The sequence below is a fragment of the uncultured Sphingomonas sp. genome (assembly GCF_936927845.1).
GTDB lineage: Bacteria > Pseudomonadota > Alphaproteobacteria > Sphingomonadales > Sphingomonadaceae > Sphingomonas.
On sequence record NZ_CAKZHV010000057.1, the window covers coordinates 1 to 21,494 of the forward strand.

At 64.9% G+C, this 21,494-nt stretch carries 21 protein-coding genes and 1 tRNA gene; 8 read left to right on the plus strand and 14 right to left on the minus strand.

Features of this window, described 5'->3' with window-relative positions; genetic code table 11:
* Nucleotides 1-199: 199 nt before the first annotated feature.
* From Q0579_RS07785 to Q0579_RS07815, 7 genes are all read right to left on the minus strand, one after another.
* Nucleotides 200-559 (minus strand): DUF4440 domain-containing protein, encoded by a 360-nt coding sequence (locus tag Q0579_RS07785; RefSeq protein WP_298810847.1) that lies wholly within the window; start codon nt 557-559, stop codon nt 200-202.
* 134 nt (nt 560-693) lie between these two features.
* Nucleotides 694-1,962 carry an ATP-dependent Clp protease ATP-binding subunit ClpX gene (gene clpX / locus Q0579_RS07790; RefSeq protein WP_174192402.1) on the minus strand — a complete coding sequence of 423 codons (1,269 nt, stop codon included), beginning with the start codon at nt 1,960-1,962 and terminating at the stop codon, nt 694-696.
* Between the two features lie 94 nt (nt 1,963-2,056).
* A complete protein-coding gene (locus Q0579_RS07795) occupies nt 2,057-2,746 on the minus strand; it encodes an ATP-dependent Clp protease proteolytic subunit (RefSeq protein ID WP_298810849.1) in 690 nt (229 codons plus the stop codon).
* Nucleotides 2,747-2,844: 98 nt separating this feature from the next.
* Nucleotides 2,845-3,768: a glycosyltransferase family 2 protein gene (locus tag Q0579_RS07800; RefSeq protein ID WP_298810850.1), complete on the minus strand. Its 924-nt coding sequence runs from the start codon at nt 3,766-3,768 to the stop codon at nt 2,845-2,847.
* Between the two features lie 8 nt (nt 3,769-3,776).
* Entirely contained in the window at nt 3,777-4,619 is an 843-nt protein-coding gene (locus tag Q0579_RS07805; protein WP_298810852.1) for a hypothetical protein, read from the minus strand.
* Between the two features lie 925 nt (nt 4,620-5,544).
* Nucleotides 5,545-7,251 carry a trigger factor gene (gene tig / locus Q0579_RS07810; protein WP_298810855.1) on the minus strand — a complete coding sequence of 569 codons (1,707 nt, stop codon included), beginning with the start codon at nt 7,249-7,251 and terminating at the stop codon, nt 5,545-5,547.
* 60 nt (nt 7,252-7,311) lie between these two features.
* Nucleotides 7,312-7,396: transfer RNA gene (locus Q0579_RS07815), tRNA-Leu, on the minus strand.
* Nucleotides 7,397-7,505: 109 nt separating this feature from the next.
* Here Q0579_RS07815 and Q0579_RS07820 point away from each other — a divergent pair.
* The gene (locus Q0579_RS07820) at nt 7,506-7,670 is read left to right on the plus strand and encodes a hypothetical protein (protein WP_019516848.1); all 165 of its coding nucleotides are present in this window, start codon (nt 7,506-7,508) and stop codon (nt 7,668-7,670) included.
* 7 nt (nt 7,671-7,677) lie between these two features.
* Nucleotides 7,678-7,881, plus strand: coding sequence for a hypothetical protein (locus Q0579_RS07825; protein ID WP_298810860.1), 204 nt, complete (start codon nt 7,678-7,680; stop codon nt 7,879-7,881).
* Between the two features lie 55 nt (nt 7,882-7,936).
* On the opposite strand, the gene gatB is transcribed toward Q0579_RS07825, so the two are convergent.
* The 3 genes from gatB to gatC are packed head-to-tail and all read right to left on the minus strand — an operon-like array spanning nt 7,937 to nt 11,221.
* Nucleotides 7,937-9,394: an Asp-tRNA(Asn)/Glu-tRNA(Gln) amidotransferase subunit GatB gene (gene gatB, locus Q0579_RS07830; RefSeq protein ID WP_298810863.1), complete on the minus strand. Its 1,458-nt coding sequence runs from the start codon at nt 9,392-9,394 to the stop codon at nt 7,937-7,939.
* 55 nt (nt 9,395-9,449) lie between these two features.
* Nucleotides 9,450-10,934: an Asp-tRNA(Asn)/Glu-tRNA(Gln) amidotransferase subunit GatA gene (gatA, locus tag Q0579_RS07835; protein ID WP_298810866.1), complete on the minus strand. Its 1,485-nt coding sequence runs from the start codon at nt 10,932-10,934 to the stop codon at nt 9,450-9,452.
* Nucleotides 10,934-11,221, minus strand: coding sequence for an Asp-tRNA(Asn)/Glu-tRNA(Gln) amidotransferase subunit GatC (gatC, locus tag Q0579_RS07840; RefSeq protein ID WP_298810869.1), 288 nt, complete (start codon nt 11,219-11,221; stop codon nt 10,934-10,936). The genes gatA and gatC overlap by 1 nt, the downstream gene beginning before the upstream one ends.
* Before the next feature lie 125 nt (nt 11,222-11,346).
* On the opposite strand from gatC, the gene Q0579_RS07845 reads away from it, so the two are divergent.
* Genes Q0579_RS07845 through trmFO form a run of 3 tightly spaced genes read left to right on the plus strand, consistent with a single transcriptional unit; the run spans nt 11,347 to nt 14,268 of the window.
* Nucleotides 11,347-12,447: a DUF3089 domain-containing protein gene (locus Q0579_RS07845; RefSeq protein ID WP_298810873.1), complete on the plus strand. Its 1,101-nt coding sequence runs from the start codon at nt 11,347-11,349 to the stop codon at nt 12,445-12,447.
* Nucleotides 12,444-12,914 (plus strand): Holliday junction resolvase RuvX, encoded by a 471-nt coding sequence (gene ruvX / locus Q0579_RS07850; protein ID WP_298810874.1) that lies wholly within the window; start codon nt 12,444-12,446, stop codon nt 12,912-12,914. The genes Q0579_RS07845 and ruvX overlap by 4 nt, the downstream gene beginning before the upstream one ends.
* A gap of 43 nt (nt 12,915-12,957) precedes the next feature.
* Nucleotides 12,958-14,268 carry a methylenetetrahydrofolate--tRNA-(uracil(54)-C(5))-methyltransferase (FADH(2)-oxidizing) TrmFO gene (gene trmFO, locus Q0579_RS07855; RefSeq protein WP_298810877.1) on the plus strand — a complete coding sequence of 437 codons (1,311 nt, stop codon included), beginning with the start codon at nt 12,958-12,960 and terminating at the stop codon, nt 14,266-14,268.
* Here the strand turns inward: trmFO and Q0579_RS07860 are convergent.
* Nucleotides 14,265-14,741, minus strand: a complete 477-nt coding sequence (locus Q0579_RS07860) for a histidine kinase (RefSeq protein ID WP_298810880.1) — start codon at nt 14,739-14,741, stop codon at nt 14,265-14,267. The genes trmFO and Q0579_RS07860 overlap by 4 nt on opposite strands.
* A 64-nt stretch (nt 14,742-14,805) precedes the next feature.
* Nucleotides 14,806-15,450 (minus strand): squalene/phytoene synthase family protein, encoded by a 645-nt coding sequence (locus tag Q0579_RS07865; protein ID WP_298810883.1) that lies wholly within the window; start codon nt 15,448-15,450, stop codon nt 14,806-14,808.
* 119 nt (nt 15,451-15,569) lie between these two features.
* On the opposite strand from Q0579_RS07865, the gene Q0579_RS07870 reads away from it, so the two are divergent.
* Genes Q0579_RS07870 through Q0579_RS07880 form a run of 3 tightly spaced genes read left to right on the plus strand, consistent with a single transcriptional unit; the run spans nt 15,570 to nt 18,876 of the window.
* Nucleotides 15,570-17,567, plus strand: coding sequence for a TadE/TadG family type IV pilus assembly protein (locus Q0579_RS07870; RefSeq protein ID WP_298810886.1), 1,998 nt, complete (start codon nt 15,570-15,572; stop codon nt 17,565-17,567).
* On the plus strand, nt 17,564-18,154 hold the full coding sequence (locus tag Q0579_RS07875; protein ID WP_298810889.1) for a TadE/TadG family type IV pilus assembly protein: 591 nt from the start codon (nt 17,564-17,566) through the stop codon (nt 18,152-18,154). The genes Q0579_RS07870 and Q0579_RS07875 overlap by 4 nt, the downstream gene beginning before the upstream one ends.
* Nucleotides 18,151-18,876 carry a histidine kinase gene (locus Q0579_RS07880; protein WP_298810890.1) on the plus strand — a complete coding sequence of 242 codons (726 nt, stop codon included), beginning with the start codon at nt 18,151-18,153 and terminating at the stop codon, nt 18,874-18,876. Before Q0579_RS07875 ends, Q0579_RS07880 begins: the two co-directional genes overlap by 4 nt.
* 21 nt (nt 18,877-18,897) lie before the next feature.
* On the opposite strand, the gene Q0579_RS07885 is transcribed toward Q0579_RS07880, so the two are convergent.
* Together Q0579_RS07885 and pdhA are read right to left on the minus strand one after the other, a co-directional pair.
* The gene (locus Q0579_RS07885) at nt 18,898-20,358 is read right to left on the minus strand and encodes a pyruvate dehydrogenase complex E1 component subunit beta (RefSeq protein ID WP_298810892.1); all 1,461 of its coding nucleotides are present in this window, start codon (nt 20,356-20,358) and stop codon (nt 18,898-18,900) included.
* Between the two features lies 1 nt (nt 20,359).
* Nucleotides 20,360-21,409: a pyruvate dehydrogenase (acetyl-transferring) E1 component subunit alpha gene (pdhA, locus tag Q0579_RS07890; RefSeq protein WP_298810894.1), complete on the minus strand. Its 1,050-nt coding sequence runs from the start codon at nt 21,407-21,409 to the stop codon at nt 20,360-20,362.
* Nucleotides 21,410-21,494: the final 85 nt, after the last annotated feature.

Below are 21,494 nucleotides of genomic sequence, written 5' to 3' on the forward strand. Positions count from 1 at the left end.
CTGCTGCCGTGGAACTACCGGCCCGTTTGAGGTGACGCCGTCACCGGACGCTTACCTAGTCTCGCCATTCGGTGGGAAGCCGACCCGACGCCGCCTCTACGGCCTCGCGCAACTAGTCGCCGGCGTCGCCCTCGCCGCCAGCCTGCGTCCGATTAGAAAATAGAAAACGGCACCTCGTCCAAGCGAGGTGCCCACCCGATCAACCGTTGGATTTCAGCGGCACCATCTGCTGGTGCTGCACCACCCGCCAATTCTCGTGCGACAACCAGCGGTAGGTCGATGTGCAATAGGCCGCATAATGCTCGTCACCGCGTGACGCTTCGACGTGATAGGCGACGACGATAAGTCCTTCCTGCGGCCGCGCCACCTGCCGTTCGCTCAGCTCGACCTTGTCCCACCGCGGCGTCTTCTTGACCGCGTCGATCGCCTGCTGCCGGCTCATCACGAACGGCGGCTCAGGCAGCACCATCAGGCACTCGTCGTCGATCGATTCCTCGTAATGCTCGGGCGTCGCCGTCCACAGGCTCTCCTCGAAACTCCACACGCGATTGTCGTCCACGAACCATGCTCCCGTTGTCCGCCAAGACAATCGCACGCGCCCTTCTTCGTTCCGCTGACCGGACGCGCACCAACGAGAAAGGGCGCCGCCGAACAAGCCGACAGCGCCCTCCTAAAGCTTCGCGGAGCAAGGAGTTAGGCGGCGCCGTCCGCCACCTTCTGCTTCTCGGCATAGACGCGGATCGGCTCCTTGCGGCCCTCCACCACGTCCTTGTCAATCATCACCTCGTCGATTGAGTTCATTCCCGGCAAGTCGAACATCGTGTCGAGCAGGATCGCCTCCAGGATAGATCGCAACCCGCGTGCACCGGTCTTGCGCTCAATCGCCTTCTTGGCGACCGTGGTCAGCGCATCGTCGGTGAACCCGAGCTTGGTGTCCTCCATCTCGAACAGCTTCTGATACTGCTTAACCAATGCGTTCTTCGGCTCGCTCAGAATCTTGACCAACGCCGGGATGTCGAGGTCCTCAAGCGTCGCGATCACCGGCAGACGGCCGACGAACTCAGGGATTAGGCCGAACTTGAGCAGATCCTCCGGCTCGGTCTGGCGCAGCATCTCGCCGGTGCGCTTCTCTTCGGGAGAGGCGACGTACGCGCCGAAGCCGATCGATTTGCCCTGCAAGCGATCGCCGATGATCTTCTCGAGGCCCGAGAACGCACCGCCGCAGATGAACAGGATGTTGGTCGTGTCGACTTGCAGGAACTCCTGCTGCGGATGCTTGCGCCCGCCCTGCGGCGGCACGCTCGCGGTGGTGCCCTCCATCAGCTTGAGCAACGCCTGCTGCACGCCCTCACCCGATACGTCGCGCGTGATCGACGGGTTCTCGGCCTTGCGGCTGATCTTGTCGATCTCGTCGATGTAGACGATGCCGCGCTGCGCACGCTCAACGTTATAGTCGGACGCCTGGAGCAGCTTCAGGATGATGTTCTCGACGTCCTCGCCGACATAACCCGCCTCGGTCAGCGTTGTCGCGTCGGCCATCGTGAACGGCACGTCGAGGATGCGCGCCAGCGTCTGCGCCAGCAGCGTCTTGCCACATCCGGTCGGACCGACCAGCAGGATGTTCGACTTGGCGAGCTCAACGTCGGCACCCTTGGCGCCGTGGTTCAACCGCTTGTAATGGTTGTGCACCGCGACCGAGAGCACACGCTTGGCCTGCTTCTGCCCGATCACATAATCGTCGAGCACGTCGCAGATTTCCTGCGGCGTCGGAACGCTGCCGTCCTTCTTGGACACGAGCGCCGACTTCGTCTCCTCACGGATGATGTCGTTACACAGTTCAACGCATTCGTCGCAGATGAAGACCGTTGGCCCGGCGATCAGCTTGCGTACCTCGTGCTGCGACTTGCCGCAGAACGAACAGTAAAGCGTGCTCTTGGAGTCGCCGCCGGAGAGCTTCGTCATTCAATCATCCTTCCCGCGCACCCGCGGTATGGTGGGACAGGCATCGTAGCCCGCCCCGCGTTCATTCGGCAATGCCGTAACAGCGCGGTGGCGCTCAGGCAGCCGCCGCCACGGCGTCGGCCGGCGCAGGCCGCTTGTCGAACACCTCGTCGATCAACCCGAAGTCCTTCGCCTCATTCGCCTCGAGGAACGTGTCGCGATCCATGCGACGCTCGATCTCCTCAATCGGCTGACCGGTGTACTGGCTATAGAGCTCGTTCATCCGCTTGCGGATGCGCAGGATTTCCTTGGCCTGGATCTCGATGTCCGATGCCATGCCCTGCGCGCCGCCCGAGGGCTGGTGAATCATGATGCGCGCGTTGGTGAGCGCGACGCGCATCCCCGGCTCGCCGGACGCCAGCAGGAAGCTGCCCATCGACGCCGCCTGACCGATGCATACCGTGCCGACGCGCGGCCGGATGTACTGCATCGTGTCGTGGATCGCCATGCCCGCCGTGACGACGCCGCCCGGCGAGTTGATGTACATGAAGATGTCCTTCTTCGGGTTCTCTGACTCAAGGAACAGCAACTGCGCGGTGATGAGCGAAGCCATGCCGTCCTCGACGCCGCCCGTCACGAACACGATGCGCTCGCGCAACAGGCGCGAGAAGATGTCGAACGAACGCTCGCCGCGGTTCGACTGCTCGATCACGATCGGAACCAGCCCGGCCTGGGTCGACTGAAGGCCGACGCCGGCGCTCGCCAACTTGCCCGCGAAATCGCCGTTGTCGAACGGATTGTGCATGGAAAAACTCTCTTGAAGGGAAGACGTGCAACATCGTCGCTGGTGCAGGCTTGTTCAAGCCCCAACGTGGGCGGTGGAGCTCGGGAGCATTGCCAGGATCAGGAAAGCAGCGGTGCCGGATGCGCGAGGTAGGCCAGCCGGCGCACTTCGCGCCGCCCGCGGACCACCGTGTCGAGGATCAACCCGGCGAAGAATGCCAAGGTCGCGATGATGACCAGACCGGTAACCAGAATGGCGGTCGGCACCCGCGGCACCAGTCCCGTCTCGGCATAGGTAATCCCGAGCGGCACGGCGAGGATTACGGCGAGCAGCGCCAGCAAGCCACCCAGCCCGCCGAAGAACCACATTGGCCGCTCGACACGATAGAGCGTGACGATCGTGCCCAGGATGCGCCAGCCGTCGCGATACGTCGACAGCTTCGACGCGGAGCCTTCGGGCCGCGCGAAATACGGCGTGGACACTTCGGCGACGGGCATCTTCAACTCCAGCGCGTGGACGCTTATCTCGGTTTCGATCTCGAACCCGACCGACAGAACCGGAAAGCTCTTCACGAAACGGCGCGAGAAAACGCGGTAGCCCGAGAGAATGTCGCTGAAGCTGCGGCCGAACAGCCGCGCCAGCATACCCGTCAGCATCGCGTTCCCGAACTGATGCCCGCGGCGATACGCCTCGACTGCTTCGTGCACGCGACTGCCGACTACCATGTCAAGCTGCTCGTCCAGCAATCGCCCGACCAATGCCGGTGCGGATGCCGCATCATAGGTCGCGTCGCCGTCCGCCATGACGTAGACATCGGCATCGACGTCGGCGAACATCCGCCGCACTACCGCCCCCTTGCCCTGAATACGTTCGGTCCGAACGATCGCCCCGGCGGCTCGCGCTACCTCGACCGTCCGGTCGCGGCTGTTGTTGTCGTAAACATAGATCGCGGCGTCGGGCAGCGCCGCACGGAACCCCGCAATCGTCTGCGCGATCGCGACTTCCTCATTATAGCAGGGAAGCAAGATAGCGATCCGGCACATTCTAACTCTCACAACGATTGAGGCTGCTTACTCGGCCGTGGCATTAATCCCATTGCGCTGACAACCACCGCTAGGGCCAGCAGCGGTGATGCTGGTGAGGCATACAAGACGTTTATCGACGGAATCGACGTGACATCCAGATAAGTAAGCAGCGCAGTTCGACTAAATACCGCGACCCAGCACGCCGAGACAAGCGCAACGAGTGCCCATTCATGGGCACTTTTGGCTCGACGCACGTACAAGGAAAAACCAACCGGGGAAGCCAAAAGCATCACTAGGAACACCCAGGCATAAATGGTTGAGATCAAGCTGACCAAACGTCCGATTGCGCGATTGCGACTTTCAGTGGCTAAACGCGACCATGTCGCCTGCTGAGCTGTTGGCTTCGCACTGCCCACGAAGTCTGCAACCCGCATAACTTTTTCTGGATCAGTGACACTCTCGCCTACGTGCTCCACGGAATAGTTTTGCGGAGCGACGTGCAACCCATCTCGCCAATACGTCTGGATGAGCACGGGAACCCGCGCGACGGAGCCGGACACGTAGTCACTACGGAACGGTGGCGCGAGCGTAGAACGCGATGCCAAGCAGTCGAGCTTCTTCGCAGCACAAGCGGTGTCGATCTCATCTGCCAATCTGGTGTAGAATGCCGCAGCAGTTCCAGCGGTCTTGTAATATCCGGCATGAGCCACGGCATCGCGCAACGCCCACTGAAACCAACCGGCTAGAATTTCCGGACAGCGCGAAAGCTTGTCTGACTCACAACCTGGTGCTCGCCACTGCTCGCCAATCACACCCTCGAAGGCAGGTCGCAGTTCTCGCGCTGCAGAACTTACATTGTAAACCGCCATCCTGACGTCCCGCGGGAAAACAACTAATCGCTGGTAATGATCGGGTTTAACTCGGTACAACGCGCCGTAGGCGCGTTCGAAGGGCCTTGACTTAACCTCTACTGTCTCAAAGCTGCCGTAAGCCTCTAGTTTTTCGCAGCAACTAACCCTACCAGTACTCCTGCGACGCCCAACGCAATCCCGAACGGCTTTACTAGCGACTTAGTTGTAGCCAGGTAACTTGTGCGATCAGCATCTCGTACTTTGATGACGCCGATTAGTAGGATAACAGCCAAGGAAGGTAGTAGCCATATGCCCTCTTCCCGAGTGAGCCAAAACCAAGCCCAAATCGAGCCGGTACAAGCGCTTGCGCCGAGCAGTGCAACGCGACTGCGCGCTTCAGCGACAATCAGAACCACTGCGGAAAGCACGGAAAGGAGTGTGAGACTGACGTAGATTCCCTCCCGTATTACTCGGGCCAGTTCATTTCCCCAAAGAACTGGGTTCAAGACTAGCGCGAGGAACAACACAGCGCCAATCAAGTGAGACCGAGACAAACGAACAACCAAGCTAGCGCCGGCGATCGAGGTCGCGATGTATAAGACCGTTTCTGCCATTTTAAGCGGAACGCCCATCGCAAACGCCAGAGCAGCAAAGATCGGGTAGCCCACTCCCTTGACCAGCGTTGTATTGTCAAATGGGCCCAACCACTGGCCGATAAGGATAAAGCGCGCCAAACGGATGAAAAGCTGATCATCGTACCGTGCACCTGCGATTATGTACGCAGGCACACCTGTGCGAATCCAAAGTGAAAGGAGACTGGCGCAGACAACTATCACGATAAAGCCAGTACGAGGCCTCACACGGCCGCGTGGATCGATAGAAACCTGCACTGATTCTTACTCTTCCGACTACAGACCTGCCGCGAAACGCAGACTTGCGCGCATTAGACCTCGCCTACTTCGGTCTTGGGCGGCTTTTTCGCGCGCGGCTTCTTGGCAGCGGGTGCAGGCTCGTCCGCCGCGGTCGTGCCTTCCGCCGCCTCTGCCGCCCCGGACGATGCTTCGAGCACCTGCGTTTCGGCTTCCACGGGCGCACCCTTTTTGGCACGCGGCTTCTTGGCCGGCGCCGCGTCGGCGTCGATCGGCTCGACGCCGGCGTTGTCGCCCTTGACCGCCGGCTTCTTGGCGGCCCTCTTCGCCGGCTCAGCCTCGGTCGCCTCGGCAGCGGCGTCGTCGCTCGCGGGCTCGGCCGCTTCCTTCTTCGCCTTCTGCTTGGGCTTGTGATTGTCGTGATCGTGCGTGTGCGTGCCGGTCGCAAAGCCGTCCTGGCTCTCGATCGCGGCCTCCAGTTCCTCACGCGTCGTCTCGCGGTCGGTGATCTCGGCCTTCTCGAACAGGAAGTCGACAACCTTGTCCTCATACAGCGGCGCGCGCAGCTGGGCGGCCGCCATCGGCTCCTGTTGGACGTACTGGACGAACTGCTGGCGCTGCTCGGCCGGGTACTGCTGCGCGGCCTGCATGATCAGCCGCTGCATTTCTTGCTGGCTGACCTCGACGCCGTTCGCCTGACCAATCTCCGACAGCAGCAGGCCCAGACGCACCCGCCGCTCGGCAATCTTGCGGTAATCGTCACGCTCGGCTTCCATCTCGGCTAGTGCCGCCTGCGGATCGGGCTCATGCGTCGCTTCGTGCTGGAGCTGCGACCAGATCTGGTTGAACTCCGCCTCGACCATCGACGGCGGCACTTCGAAGTCGTGACCCTCTGCGAGCTGATCGAGCAGCTTGCGCTTCATGTGGGTGCGCGTCAGCCCGTTGTGCTCCTGCTCGATCTGCCCCCTGAGCAGACCGCGTAGCTGCTCCAGGCTCTCGAGCCCGAGGTTGGTCGCGAGCTCGTCGTCGATCACGCTCGCGCCCGCGATCTTCACCGACTTGATCGTTAGGTCGAAGGTCGCGTCCTGCCCGGCGAGCTCCTTGGCCGGATAGTCCTCCGGAAACGTCACCTTGATCTGACGCTCCTCGCCGGCCTTCGCGCCGACGACCTGATCCTCGAACCCGGGGATCAGCCGGCCTGAGCCGATCTCGACCGCCATGTCCTCGCCGGTGCCGCCCTCGAACGCCACGCCGTCGGTCGTCTTGCCGACGAAATCGACAGTGACCAGGTCGCCCTGCTCGGCGGCCTTGTCGCCGGCATCGTCCCACTTCTTCTGCTGGTCGGCGAACTTCTGCAGGTGCGCGTCGACCGCCTCGTCGGCGACCGGCACCGTCAGCCGCTCGAGCTTCAGCGCGTCGATCGCGGGCGTCGGCACCTGCGGCAGCACTTCCAGCTCGACCTTGAGCTCGGCGTCCTTGCCTTCCTGATATCCGTCGGCGAGTTCGACCGAGGGCTGGGTCGCGGGACGCAGCTGCTTTTCGGCGATCAGCGACTGCACGCCGTCCTGGATCGAGGTGTTGAGCGCTTCCTGCATCAGCGCGGGGCCATGCATCTTGCGCACCAGATTGGCGGGCACCTTGCCGGGGCGGAAACCGGGCATGCGGATCTGCGGGGCGACGCGCTTCAGCTCGGCGTCGACCTTCTTCGCGATCTCGGCGGCGGGGATGGTGAGGGTGTAGGCGCGCTTCAGCCCCTCGTTCAACGTCTCCACAGTCTGCATGTTACGCCTTCGCTTCTAGGAATATCGTTGATGGTGGCACCCGCGAGCAAGTCGCGGGACTGGTGCGGGCGAAGGGACTCGAACCCCCACATCTTGCGATGGCAGGACCTAAACCTGCTGCGTCTACCAGTTCCGCCACGCCCGCACAGGACACCGTCGGTCGCGCGCCTCTATACCGTGGAAACCGCGGGAGCAAGCGTGGCGGCAACCGAAGCGCGCCACACCGCGTTGAGAGTTGCGAAGGAGACGAACACATGGCCACCAATCCAGGCGATCTGCCCGCCGACGTGCCACAGCCGACCCAGCCCGCGCAGCCCGACGTACCACCGCCGGAGGTGTCGCCGCCCGGGCCCGACATCGACATGCCAAGCCCGGGCGCGCCGAACGAGACGCCCGCCCCCGCGAACCCGACCATCTGAGGCCGATATGACTGATCCAAAGACAGTAGACGTGACGCCCAACCGCGACGACGAGCGCCCCGACATCCAGCAGGCCGTCGAGGCACGCAGCGACGCGGTCGAGCGTGGCGAAGGCGGCTCGGAGCCCGCGATGTTCACCGACACCGGCGAGTTCGACGGCAGTAGCGGTACCGGCGGCGAGGTGAAGAACCAGGACGACACGCAGCAGTAACCGCGCGAGGGTCGGTCGCGCTGATGGCGGCCGACCCTTGGTTCACCACCGCAAGTTAGTTTGCCAGCGCCTTCTTCAGCAGGTCGTTGACCACCTGCGGGTTGGCTTTGCCAGCCATTGCCTTCATCGTCTGACCGACGAAAAAGCCGAACAGCGTTTCCTTGCCACCGCGATATTGCTCGAGCTGCTTGGGGTTTTTCGCCAGCACGTCGGCAATCACCGCCTCGATCTCGCCCGTGTCGCTGGTCTGCTTGAGCCCGCGTTCCTCGACGATCTTGCCCGGCGCGTCGCCTGTCTCCAGCATCGCCTCGAACACCTGCTTGGCGAGACTGCCCGACAACGTGCCGTCCGCCACGAGCGCGAGCAGCTCCGCCGCCTGCCCCGGCTGCACCGGGCTTTCGCCGATCGACTTGCCAAGGCGGTTGAGCGCGCCGAATAGCTCGCTGGTCACCCAATTGGCGGCCGCGACCGGCGCCGCACCCGTGCTCAGCAGCGCATCGAACCAGCGCGCGCTCTCGACCTCGGCGGTCAGGACGTTCGCGGCATAGGCGCTGATCCCCAGCGCCTCATACCGCTTGCGCTTGGCATCGGGCAGTTCGGGCAGCGACGCGCGACATTCCTCGATGAACGCGTCGTCGAGTTCGAGCGGCAGCAGATCGGGATCGGGGAAGTAGCGATAATCGTGTGCATCTTCCTTCGAGCGCATCGACCGCGTCGTGCCCGTGTCGGGGTTGAACAGCCGCGTCTCCTGCTGGATTGCGCCGCCGTCCTCCAGCACCGCGACCTGCCGCTTCGCCTCATGCTCGATCGCCGCAATCACGAAGCGCACCGAGTTGACGTTCTTCGTTTCGGTGCGCGTGCCGAGTTCGTCGCCGGGTTTCCGCACGCTGACGTTGACATCGGCGCGCATCGATCCCTGGTCCATGTTGCCGTCGCACGACCCGACGTAACGTAGGATCGAGCGCAGCTTGGTCAGGTACGCCCCGGCTTCGGCGGGTGAGCGCATATCGGGACGGCTGACGATCTCCATCAGCGCCACGCCCGAACGGTTGAGATCGACGTAGGAGCGCGTCGGATGCTGGTCGTGCATCAGCTTGCCCGCGTCCTGCTCGACGTGGATGCGCTCGACCCCGATCGTCTTGACCGCGTCGTCATCCTCAATCTCGATCGCGCCTTCGCCCACCAGCGGATGGTAGAGCTGGCTGATTTGATAACCCTGCGGCAGATCGGCGTAGAAGTAATTCTTGCGGTCGAACCGCGACCATTTGTTGATCTGGGCGTCGATCGCCAGCCCGGTGCGCACCGCCTGGCGAATACACTCGCGGTTGGGCACCGGCAGCATCCCCGGCATCGCCGCGTCGACCAGACTGACCTGGCTGTTCGGCTCGGCCCCGAACGCAGTCGCCGCGCCCGAGAACAGCTTGGCGTTGCTCGTCACCTGCGCGTGGACCTCCAGGCCGATCACGACCTCCCAGTCCCCGGTCGCGCCCTTGATGCGATAGGTCGATTCCATTGTCGTCAATCCGCTTCCACACACGGCGCACGAGCCTTGCCCGCGCGCCTGCCTATCACCACCAGCGCTCCGGCCGCGCTACGAAGCCGGCGCGCTCTTCGATCGCGAGCGCCGCGTTCAGCACGCCCTGCTCGTCGAGCGCGCGACCGATCACCTGCAGCCCGAGTGGCAGCCCCGCCTTGTCGAGCCCGCCCGGCACGCTCATCGCCGGTAGGCCCGCGAGCGATGACGGAACGGTGAAGACGTCGTTCAGGTACATCGCCAGCGGATCGGCGCTCTTCTCGCCCAGCGCGAACGCGGCCGACGGCGCAGTCGGGGTCAGCAGCACGTCGCATTGCTCGCACGCGCGCTCAAAGTCCTGCGCGATCAGCGCACGAATCTTCGATGCTTGCGTGAAATAGGCGTCGTAGAAGCCGGCCGACAGCACATAGGTACCGATCAGAATGCGGCGCTTCACCTCGTCACCGAACCCGGCCTCGCGCGTCGCCGCGTACATGTCCTGCAGGTTGGCACCCTCGGGCAGGTCGCGCTGCCCGAATCGCACGCCGTCGTAGCGCGCCAGGTTCGACGATGCTTCGGCCGGGGCGATGATGTAATAGGCCGGCAATGCGTAGCGCGTGTGCGGCAGCGACACCTCTACGATCTCGGCACCCGCGTCGCGCAGCCAAGCGATGCCTTGGTGCCACAACGCCTCGATCTCCTCGGGCATGTTGTCGACGCGGTACTCGCGGGGGATGCCGACGCGTTTGCCGGACATGCTGGCGTTCAACGTGGCTTCCCACTTGGGCACGGGCAGGTCGAGCGAGGTCGCGTCCTTGGGATCGAACCCGCTCATCGCCTCGAGCATGATCGCGCAGTCGCGCACGTCGCGCGCCATCGGCCCTGCCTGATCGAGCGAGGAGGCAAAGGCGATCGTGCCCCAGCGCGAGCAGCGCCCGTAGGTCGGCTTGATGCCCGAGATGCCGACGAATGCCGCCGGTTGCCGGATCGAGCCGCCCGTGTCGGTGCCCGTCGCGCCCGGCGCGATCCGCCCCGCAACGACCGCCGCGCTGCCGCCAGACGATCCACCGGGCGCGAGGGCTGCATTGCCGCCGTCGTTGCGCCGCCACGGGCTGATCACGTTGCCGAAATAGCTCGTCTCGTTCGACGATCCCATCGCGAACTGGTCGAGGTTGAGCTTGCCGAGCATGCCCGCGCCAGCGTCCCACAGTTTCTGCGAAACGGTGGACTCATATTCGGGCTTGAAGCCTTCGAGAATGTGGCTCGCCGCGGTCGTCTGCACCCCGCGGGTGCAGAACAGGTCCTTCATCCCGATCGGCACACCCGCCATCGATGGCAGCGTGTCGCCCGCCGCGCGTGCCTGGTCGACCTTGTCGGCCGCGGCGAGCGCGTGGTCGGGCGTTTCGACGATGAAGGCGTTGAGCGGCTTCGCGGCAGCGACCGCGGCGTTGAACGCCTCCGCCACCTCGCGCGCGGAGAAGTCGCCGCCCGCCACGCCGTCGCGGATCTGGCGGATACCTAGGTCGGTCAGTTCGCTCACTATTCGATCACCTTGGGAACCGTGAAGAAGCCGTGCTCGGCTTGCGGCGCGTTGGCGAGCACCTGCGCGCGGATGTTGCCATCGGTGACCACGTCGTCGCGCAGCCGCAGATGGTTCGGGATCACCGCGGTCATCGGCTGCACCGACGAGGTATCGACCTCACCCAATTGCTCGATCCAGCCGAGAATGTTGCCGAGTTCGGGCGCGAGGCGGCTCGCCTCCTCGTCACGAATCGCGATCCGCGCGAGCTTGGCCACGCGTTTAACGGTTGCTGTGTCAACGGACATGCCCGCGCCGCTACCACCAGCCGCGTTCCCTGCGCAACCGCGCGATTGCGCAGGGCACGCGGCTGCGGCAGAGCGGCGCCGACCGCCGCGGCGCTTCCGTGGTGCCAGGGTGATGGACGCCGCCGTTGGTTCGCAAATTTCTCTACATCGTCGCCGGGTTGATCGTCCTCGCGCTCGCCGGGCTCATCGGCTATCGCATCTGGGGGGTCGAGCTGATGCGCGCGGCGATGGTGCCGGGCGAAGAGTTCAAGGCGGTCCGCGGCCTGACCCCGGCCGACTACCGTGACGCGAAACTATGGCTGGCGCGGCCCGATATCCGCAACAACCCCGCCTTGTGGACGCCCGCGGGTGAGCAGCCGCGTCGACAGCCCGGCGGCGCGGCGGTGTTCTTCATCCATCCGACATCCTACCTCAACCGCGCGCACTGGAACGCGCCGCTCGACGACACGGAGGCGAACGACCGCGCCGCATTGTTCCTGCGCGGGCAGGCGAGCGCGTTCAACGCCGTCGGCGAAATCTGGGCCCCGCGCTATCATCAGGCGACCTTCGGCGCGTTCCTGACCGATCAGGCCAATGCCGACCGCGCGCTCGATCAGGCCTACCGCGACGTGCTTGCCGCTTTTGACGCGTTCGTCGCGCAGGTCGGCCCCGACCGTCCGATCATCCTCGCCGGCCACAGCCAGGGTGGGTTGCACCTGACCCACCTGCTGCGCGACCGGGTCGCGGGCAAGCCGCTCGCGCGTCGCATCGTCGCGGCTTACGTGGTCGGCTGGCCGGTATCGACCGCGACCGACCTGTCCGCGCTCGGGCTGCCCGCCTGCGCGCGCGCCGACCAGCGCGGCTGCATCCTGTCGTGGCAGAGCTTCGCCGAGCCGGCCGATCCCTCGCTGATTACCGACAATTACGATCGGACGACCGGGTTCGACGGACGCCCGCGCAAGGGCACGCGGATGCTGTGCACTAATCCGATCACCGGTGTGCCCTTCACCGCTGCTCCGGCAAGCGCCAATCTTGGCACGCTTTATCCGAGCGAGGATCTCTCGACCGCGCAGCTTCGCCGCGGCACGGTCGGCGCGCGCTGCGACGCGCGCGGCCTGCTGCTGATCGGATGGCCCCCCGACGTCGGGCCCTACGTGCTGCCGGGCAACAATTACCACGTGTACGATTACAGCCTGTTCTGGGCCAACGTCCGCGCCGATGCGGCGCGCCGGATGGCAGCGCGATGATCACGACCGATGCGCGCGCATTCGCCGAGGCGCTGCCCGACGGTGGGCGGCTGCTGGGGCTCGACCTCGGTACCAAGACGATCGGCACCGCCTTGTGCGATGCGGGCTGGAGCTTCGCCAGCCCCGCGCCGCTCGTCCGCCGCACGAAGTTCACCGCTGACAAGGCCGAGCTCGCGCGGCTTATACAGGCGCAGCACGTCGTGGGCATCGTCATGGGGCTGCCGCTCAATCTCGACGGCAGCGTCAGTCCGCGCAGCCAGTCGGCGCGTGCCTTTGCGCGCAACTGCGTCGACATGAACCTGCCGATCCTGTTGTGGGACGAACGCTGGTCGACCGTCGCCGCCGAACGTGCGCTGATCGAGCAGGACATGAGCCGCGCGAAACGCGCTGAACGGATCGACTCGGCCGCAGCCGCGCACATCTTGCAGGCCGCAATCGACGCGCTGGTGAACGTCCAGCCGCATTGACGCTGCGCTTGCGGTGATGGGGTCAGGCGCTATCTGCCCCTCCATGACCCATGACATTCACGTGATCGGCGGCGGGCTCGCAGGTTCCGAGGCCGCGTGGCAGCTCGCCGAAGCAGGCTTCAAGGTACGCCTGTCGGAGATGCGCGGCAGCGGCGAGAACACGCCCGCACACCACACCGATCATCTCGCCGAGCTGGTCTGCTCCAACAGTTTTCGCTCCGACGACGCAGAGTCGAACGCGGTCGGGCTGCTGCACCAGGAAATGCGCGCATTGGGCTCGCTGATCCTGCGCACCGGCGACGCGCACCGTGTTCCCGCCGGCAGCGCGCTCGCGGTCGACCGCGACGGTTTCTCCGCCGGGGTGACTGCCGCGCTCGACGCGCACCCGAACGTCACGATCGTGCGCGAGCGCGTCGACGCGTTGCCGGACGGTCCGGCGATCATCGCCACCGGCCCGCTCACCGCGGCGTCGCTATCCGACAGCATCGCCGCGGAGACCGGTCGCGATTCGCTCGCGTTCTTCGACGCGATCGCGCCGATCGTTCACCGCGACTCGATCGACATGGACGTGGCCTGGGCGCAGTCGCGTTGGAACAAAGGTGACGGCACCGACTACATCAACTGTCCGCTCGACAAGGAGCAGTATCACACGTTCGTCCAGGCGCTGCTCGACGGCGAGAAGACCGAATACAAGGAATGGGAGAACGTCCCCTATTTCGAAGGCTGCATGCCGATCGAGGTGATGGCGGCGCGCGGTCCGGAAACGCTGCGGTTCGGGCCCATGAAGGGCGTCGGCCTCGACGTGCCCGCCACCGGACGCTGGCCCTATGCCGCGGTGCAGTTGCGGCAGGACAATGCGCAGGGCACGCTGTGGAACATCGTCGGCTTTCAGACCAAGCTGAAGCACGCCGAACAGGTCCGCATCTTTCGCACCATCCCGGGGCTCGAGCACGCCGAGTTCGCACGATTAGGCGGCCTGCACCGCAACACCTTTCTGCGCTCGCCCGAGCTGCTCGACGCGACGCTGCGATTGTCCTCGCGCCCCAACATCCGGTTCGCCGGACAGATCACAGGATGCGAAGGCTATGTGGAAAGCGCCGCGATCGGTCTGCTCGCCGGGCGCTTCGCCGCGGCGGAGCTTGCGGGACGTGCGCTCCCCTCGCCCCCGCGTGAGACGGCTCTCGGCGCATTATTGTCGCACATCACCGGCGACGCCGTGGCCGAAACCTACCAGCCGATGAACGTCAACTTCGGCCTGTTCCCCCCCATCGAGGGCAAGACCAGAAAGGCCGATCGCAAGCGGATGTATACCGATCGCGGCCGCGCCGCCTTGGCGGGCTGGCTCGCCGCTTAATCGTCGTCGCGCGTCGGTGCCGCCGGACAGGCGCACGCCGGTCGCCGTGTCTTGCGCTTCGGCTTGGTGGTGGCGAATTCCGCCGCGGTGAGCGCGCCCGACTGGTCGGCATCCGCGTCGGCGAACCGCTTAGCGGTCTTGGCGGACCATTCATCGAACGACAGCTGCCCGTCGTGGTTCAGATCGAGCTTGATGAATGCCTTTCGTCGGCTGAGCAGATATTCGTCGCGCGTGATCTTGGCATCGCGGTCCTTGTCGTAACGGTCGAAGCGCTTCTGCTCGCGCGTCCGCTCGGGAGCTTCGGGCAAGGTGACCGGAACCTGGTCGTCATCCTGGGGCACGGCCGCCGGCATGGCGGGCGTCAGCGTTGCCGCGCGCGCCGCGAACTCGCTTGGCCGATCGCCCTGCAACAGCAACCACCCCGCACCGATCAGCAGCGCCAGTGCCGCTGCACCCACCACATACCGCCACATGCCCACGCTCTCCCCCCGAAGTCGTGGACGGAGGCTAGCGAGCGTCGCGCGGCGGCGAAAGCGGTCAGCGCCCAATCATACGGAATCGCGCCACCATGGCCGCGCGTCGCGGGCCATCCGCCACGCCGCGGCCCAGCATCGCGGCACGCGCATCGAGCGCGAGCGCACCGAGCACGCGCGCGCGCGACCAGGGTCGGGCAAATACCTGCTCGGCGAGCGTCAGCGCCGCCCCGCGTGCCGTTTCGCTCAGCCCGGGACGGCTGACGTTTACCGCAAGGTCGGCGAGCGCCCATAGCGTCCCAGCCTCCTCCAGCGCAGGTTGCTCCTCGTTGAGCAACGCGCCCAGCGCGCCGAACAGCGTGCCTCCGCGCAATCGCGCGAACTGGATCAGCGACGCGGGATCGCCGCGTTCGTCGTCGAGCAGCACCTCCCACCCCTCGCTCATCGTCGCGAGCGAGCGCCCCGTCACTCCCGCGGTGATCACGTGCCGCGCCACCTCGGCGAGCAGCGGTTGCGCGGGGGCAGGCTCGGTGTCGAGCTTGGCGAGTGCTTCGTACCACCAGGTCAGCCGCATCTGCCCGATGATCGGCTGTTCGGTCGTCCGCACGATGTCGCCGAGTTGCCGATCAAGCGCGAACAGCGTCTCGACGCCGCTATCCTGGTAGCGTGCTGCGCCCCACGCGAACACGGTCGCCGGACGGCTGGGCATCTGGATCGCTGGCACGTTCGGCACATGGCGGTCGGCCGGGCTCCGGGCAAGCCTTCCTAACGGCGCGTTAACCGCGGTTTTTGAACTCATATTGTACGTTTCTGCCGCATCGGAACGTAGTGACCAGCAACGCCCCCCTGCGCTCACCGGAGCCATCGCGCGCCCAAACCGCCTTTCTCGCGCGCCTGTTGCGCGATCGCACCGCCAATGCGCTCGTCATCATGGCGGCGTCGTTGATCCCGCTCACCGCCTTTGCGGGATCCGCGGTCGACATGGGTCGCCTCTACGCGGTGAAATCGCGGTTGCAGCAGGCGTGCGACGCCGGCGTGCTCGCCGGGCGCAAGTTCATGAAGGCCGACGGCGCGACGCTTGATCCCAATGCGACGACGCAGGCGCAGAATTTCTTCAAGAACAACTTCCAGGCCGGCTGGGTCGCCACGTCCAACCCGACCTTCACCCCGGTCAAGACAAGCGACCAGCAGGTGTCGGGGACCGCATCGGTGGTCGTGCCGATGACGATCACCAAGATCATGAGCGCGAGCGACACAACCGTCACCGTCGCGTGCAAGGCGCGCTACGACATTTCCGACACCGACATCGTCTTCGTGCTCGATACGACCGGATCGATGGCGTGCCGCCCCGAGGACACCGAGGCGCAATGCAACCAGTACGTCCAGAACAATCCGGCGGTCCAGTACACGCGCCCGAACGACTCCTACGCAATGCCTGGGTACACCGCCCAGAAAGGCTATGGCGTGCCCGAGACCAACGCGGGCAACGGATCGCGCATGAAGGCCCTGCGGCAGGCGGTGAAGGACTTCTACGCCACCGTCGACAGCAGCATCGATAAGAATACCCGCGTCCGGTACGGTTTCGTCAGCTACACCTCGATCATCAACGCCGGAAAGGCGATCTACTCGGTCAATCCCGCTTATCTGATCGGTGCGAGCGCGGGCGAGAAGATGGACTATGAGACGCGCGCGGTGACGGGCGAATATGAGATCAGCCGAGTCACGACGCCGCAGGGCAACAACAAGAGCCAGCAGGGCTGCACGTCGAGCGCGGGCACCCCGACGCGCAATCCCGCAGCGACGCCGGGCAACCCATATCCCTTTCGCGTAAGTGACGGCCGCGCCACCATCACCTCACAGGAGTGGGACGCTTCGCTCGGCTGCACCGACGTCGTCAAGACGATGGGCCCGGTCTGGACTTACGGCCAGTACCAGGTCGACGTGTCGCAGTACCTCAAGGGCGGAAACGTCGATGATCCGGCGCGAGTCGACGGTGCTACTGCTGCTTGGGACGGGTGCATCGAGGAACGCCAGACGCAGTCGGGCACCACCAGCTTCAACTCCAGCTCGTACGACCTTGACCCCTCGCTGGTGCCTACGGGCGCGGTCGCGACGCGGTGGCGGCCCGCTTGGGCGGGGATCACCTGGGCGCGCTACAACTACGCATCGACGGCGGCACAGCAGAGCAATGACGAGGATTTCAGGCCCTATCCTTACGGATCGTCTTACCCTGGCGTGAACCTGGGATCCGACGCACGGCGCCAATCCGGCTATTATTCTTGCGGCAAGCCGATCCGCCGCCTCTCGGTCATGTCAGCCTCCGACGTTGCGAATTACGTCGACGCCGACGATTTCAAGCCGGTCGGCGGTACCTACCACGACTCCGGCATGATCTGGGGGGTGCGCCTGCTCGCGTCGAGCGGCATCTTCGCGGCCGACAACACGGGGCGCACCGGCCAGCCGACGCCCAAAAAGGTCATCGTCTTCCTGACCGACGGCAACATGGCGCCGAGCCCGCTGATCTACAGCCAGTACGGTCTGGAATATTACGATCGACGCGTCAGCGCCGGCGATTTCGGAACCGCTGCGGACAAATATGCTGCCCTGACCAAATACCACAACGCCCGCTTCCTCTACGAGTGCGATCAGGCTGCGAAGCTGAAGATCGACGTCTGGACGGTGGCGGTCGGCATGGGGACGACGCCCGAACTGACGCAATGCGCCAGCAACAGCGGTCAGGCACTCTACACCACCACCGGCAGCGGCCTTGCCAGCCTGTTCCAGAAGATCGCCAAGCAGGTCGCCATGCTGAGGCTCGAGCAGTGATCGCGGCGCTTGGCCGGCGGCTGGCGCGCGATCGCCGCGGCGTGACGGTGGTCGAGTTCGCGATCGTGACGCCCGTCATGTGCACGTTGCTGATGGGTTTGTGCGACCTGATGTACCAATCCTACGCGCAGTCGATCCTCGACGGCGCGATGTACAAGGCCGGGCGCGACTCCGGGCTCGAGACCAACGCGCGCTCGGCCGCCGATATCGATGCCAAGGTGATCGAGATGGTCAGCATCCTCGGCCCCAACATGAAGTTCGAGCCCGTCCGGCGCAGCTATTCCAGCTTCCTGTTGGTCAAGCCGGAGAATTTCACCGACAAGAACGGCAATGGCGTGCGCGATCCGGGGGAATGCTTCGACGACGTGAATGGCAACAAGCAGTGGGACGCCGATCCCGGCCGTCAGTCGCAGGGCGGCGCGAACGACGTGACGAAATACACGATGACCGTCACCTACCCGCGCCTGTTCCCGGTCGCGGGTCTGCTGGGCCTGCCCGACACGCAGACGATCGTCGGCGAAACCTTGTTGAAGAACCAGCCCTACAAGACGCAGGTCGTTCAGCCGCCGGAGTCGATATGCACGTGACCCTGGAAGCCCGGCGCTCGCTGCTCGACCGCGCCAGACGTCATTTCCGCCGGTTGGTGCGCGACCGTTCGGGCGTCGCGCTGATCGAATTCGCTTATTCGCTGCCGATCGTCCTCGGGCTCGGCTGCTACGCGACCGAATGCGCCAACATCGTGATCATGAACGAGCGCGTGAACCAGATCGCGCTGTCGCTCGCCGACAATGCCTCGCGCGTCGGCGACATGCAGAGCGACAATTCGTCGCAGCTACGCGAAATCGATGTCAACGATGCGCTAACCGCCGCCCGCCTCCAGGGCACGAGATGGGGCCTGACGCAATATGGCCGGATCACGCTGACCAGTTTGGAGGAGCATGACGGCAAGCAATATGTCCGCTGGCAGCGCTGTCTCGGGTTGAAGAAGGGTACGAATTACGATTCGCACTACGGCGTGGCGACGACGGACTCGGGTTTGCAGGCCTGGCCGAGCGCGCCCGGTAAGCAGGTGACCGGCATGGGCGACACCGGCGCAGTGGTCACCGCGCCGCCCGATTCCGGCGTCATGTTCGTCGAGATCAACTACGACTATCAGCCGGTCATCGGATCGAGCTGGATCCCCGACGGCTTCATGCTGCTGCACTACAACGCATCGTTCATCGTGCGCGACAAACGCGTGTTCAGCCAGATCTACAACCCGGCCCCGGCAGCGACCAGATATACCTGCGACCGCTACACGACGACGTGAGCGGCCGCAGATAGTTGTGCGTCACTTGCGATAGCAGACCTTCTTCACCGCCGCGATCACCTTGTCCGCCGACACGAGCGCCAGCTTCTCCAGATTGGCGGCGTAGGGCAGCGGCACGTCCTCGTCGGTCACGCGCATCACCGGTGCGTCGAGGTCGTCGAAGCCTTCCTCCATCGCGATCGTGCTGATTTCTGACGCGATCGAGCAGGTCGGCCAGCCTTCCTCGACCACGACCATGCGATTGGTCTTGGAGAGCGACTTCAGCACCGTCTGCTTGTCGAGCGGGCGCAGCGTGCGCAGGTCGATCACCTCCGCGTCGATGCCCTCCTCGGCCAGCTTGTCGGCGGCTTCGAGCGCGAGCCCGACGCCGATCGAGTAGCTGACGATCGTCACGTCGCGGCCCTCGCGCATGATCCGCGCCTTGCCGATCGGCAGCACCCAATCGTCGAGCTTCGGCACCTCGAACGAGCGGCCGTAGAGTAGCTCGTTCTCCAGGAACACGACCGGATCGGTGGTGCGGATCGCGGCCTTGAGCAGCCCCTTGGCGTCCGCCGCATCGTAGGGCGCGATCACGATCAGGCCCGGCACGCTCGCGTACCACGGGCCGAAGTTCTGGCTGTGCTGCGCGCCGACGCGGCTGGCCGCGCCGTTCGGACCACGGAACACGATCGGGCAGCGCATCTGACCGCCCGACATGTAGTTGGTCTTGGCGGCCGAGTTGATGATGTGGTCGATCGCCTGCAACGCGAAGTTGAAGGTCATGAACTCGACGATCGGCTTCAACCCGCCCATCGCCGCGCCCGAACCGATGCCAGCGAAGCCGTATTCGGTGATTGGCGTGTCGATCACGCGGCGCTCGCCGAACTCGTCGAGCAGGCCCTGCGTCACCTTGTACGCGCCCTGATATTGCGCGACTTCCTCGCCCATCACGAACACGCGATCGTCGGCGCGCATCTCCTCCGCCATCGCGTCGCGCAGCGCCTCGCGGACGGTGATCTTCACCATCTCGGTGCCGGCGGGGATCGCGGGGTCGCGCACCTCGGCCTTGTTCTCGGCAGCGGCGAACAACTGGCGCGCGCCGGTCTCGACCTTCTCCTGCGCCGGGTGCGCCGAATCCTCGACCGTATCGGCCTTCTTCTCGTCGGCCTTGGCGTCGGCGGCGGGATTGTCATCCTTCGTTGCCGCAGCCTGATCGGCGGGCGCCGCCTGCTCCGTCGCGGTCGAGCCGCCAGCCCCGGCATCCTCGCCGTCGAGCTGCATGATGACCTCACCGACCTTCACGTTGTCGGTACCCTCTGCGACCAGGATCTTGGAGACGACGCCCTCGTCGACCGCCTCGAACTCCATCGTCGCCTTGTCGGTCTCGATCTCGGCCATGATGTCGCCGGACTTAACCGTGTCGCCTTCCTTCACCAGCCACTTGGCCAGCGTGCCCTCTTCCATCGTGGGCGACAGCGCCGGCATCTTGATGTCGATCGCCATGTCAGTACTTCTCCACCAGAACGTCGGTGTACAATTCGGAAGGCTCCGGCTCGGGGGTGCTTTCGGCGAAGTCGGCGGACTCGTTCACCTGGCGGCGGATGTCCTGCTCGATCTTCTTGAGCTCGTCCTCGGCCACGCCCTGTTCGGACAACAGCTTCTTGACGTGTTCGATCGGGTCGGACTTGTCGCGCACCGCCTGCACTTCGTCGCGCGAGCGGTATTTGGCGGGGTCGGACATCGAGTGACCGCGGTAGCGATAGGTCTTCATCTCGAGGATGATCGGCCCCTTGCCCGCGCGCACCCAAGCGAGCGCTTCTTCCGCCGCGCCGCGTGCCGCCAGGACGTCCATGCCGTCGATCTGCAGGCCGGGAATACGGAAGCTCTCGCCGCGGCGGTACAATTGGTCCTCGGCCGAGGCGCGATTGACGCTGGTGCCCATCGCATACTGGTTGTTCTCGATCACGTAGATGATCGGCAGCTTCCACAGCTCGGCCATGTTGAAGCTCTCGTACACCTGGCCCTGGTTCGCCGCGCCATCGCCGAAATAGGCCAGCGCCACGCCGCCATCGTTCCGGTACTTGTGCGCAAAGGCGAGACCGGTGCCGAGCGACACCTGCGCGCCGACGATGCCATGCCCGCCGTAGAACTTATGCTCGACACTGAACATGTGCATCGAGCCGCCCTTGCCCTTCGAGATGCCGGCCTGACGCCCGGTCAGCTCCGCCATCACGTCCTTGGGCGGGATGCCGCACAACAGCATGTGGCCGTGGTCGCGGTAGCCGGTGATGACCGAGTCATCCCCCGACAGCGCCGACTGCAACCCGACCGCGACGGCTTCCTGACCGATGTAGAGGTGGCAGAAACCGCCGATCAGGCCGAGGCCGTAGAGCTGCCCTGCCTTTTCCTCGAACCGGCGGATGAGCAGCATCTGCTCGTAGAATTTCAGCAGCTCGTCCTTCGAGGCCGCATAGGGTTGCGGCTCATTCGGACGCACGCGATTGGACGTAGGTGGCTCGCTTGGCGCGGGTGCGCGGGCGGGGGCTTTGGCCACGGACAAAAACCTCGTACCTGGGGAAAGGGATGCGGGCCTATAGGCGCGATTGACGCGCACCTGCAACGCTTGCCGCTACGACAGC

What these genes read in the sequence shown, in the direction of transcription:
- clpX (WP_174192402.1), bottom strand. Translation starts at nt 1,962, where the DNA reads ATGACGAAGCTCTCCGGCGGCGACTCCAAGAGCACGCTTTACTGTTCG.
- Q0579_RS07795 (WP_298810849.1), bottom strand. Translation starts at nt 2,746, where the DNA reads ATGCACAATCCGTTCGACAACGGCGATTTCGCGGGCAAGTTGGCGAGC.
- Q0579_RS07800 (WP_298810850.1), bottom strand. Translation starts at nt 3,768, where the DNA reads ATGTGCCGGATCGCTATCTTGCTTCCCTGCTATAATGAGGAAGTCGCG.
- Q0579_RS07805 (WP_298810852.1), bottom strand. Translation starts at nt 4,619, where the DNA reads ATGGCGGTTTACAATGTAAGTTCTGCAGCGCGAGAACTGCGACCTGCC.
- tig (WP_298810855.1), bottom strand. Translation starts at nt 7,251, where the DNA reads ATGCAGACTGTGGAGACGTTGAACGAGGGGCTGAAGCGCGCCTACACC.
- Q0579_RS07820 (WP_019516848.1), top strand. Translation starts at nt 7,506, where the DNA reads ATGGCCACCAATCCAGGCGATCTGCCCGCCGACGTGCCACAGCCGACC.
- Q0579_RS07825 (WP_298810860.1), top strand. Translation starts at nt 7,678, where the DNA reads ATGACTGATCCAAAGACAGTAGACGTGACGCCCAACCGCGACGACGAG.
- gatB (WP_298810863.1), bottom strand. Translation starts at nt 9,394, where the DNA reads ATGGAATCGACCTATCGCATCAAGGGCGCGACCGGGGACTGGGAGGTC.
- gatC (WP_298810869.1), bottom strand. Translation starts at nt 11,221, where the DNA reads ATGTCCGTTGACACAGCAACCGTTAAACGCGTGGCCAAGCTCGCGCGG.
- ruvX (WP_298810874.1), top strand. Translation starts at nt 12,444, where the DNA reads ATGATCACGACCGATGCGCGCGCATTCGCCGAGGCGCTGCCCGACGGT.
- trmFO (WP_298810877.1), top strand. Translation starts at nt 12,958, where the DNA reads ATGACCCATGACATTCACGTGATCGGCGGCGGGCTCGCAGGTTCCGAG.
- Q0579_RS07860 (WP_298810880.1), bottom strand. Translation starts at nt 14,741, where the DNA reads ATGTGGCGGTATGTGGTGGGTGCAGCGGCACTGGCGCTGCTGATCGGT.
- Q0579_RS07865 (WP_298810883.1), bottom strand. Translation starts at nt 15,450, where the DNA reads ATGCCCAGCCGTCCGGCGACCGTGTTCGCGTGGGGCGCAGCACGCTAC.
- Q0579_RS07885 (WP_298810892.1), bottom strand. Translation starts at nt 20,358, where the DNA reads ATGGCGATCGACATCAAGATGCCGGCGCTGTCGCCCACGATGGAAGAG.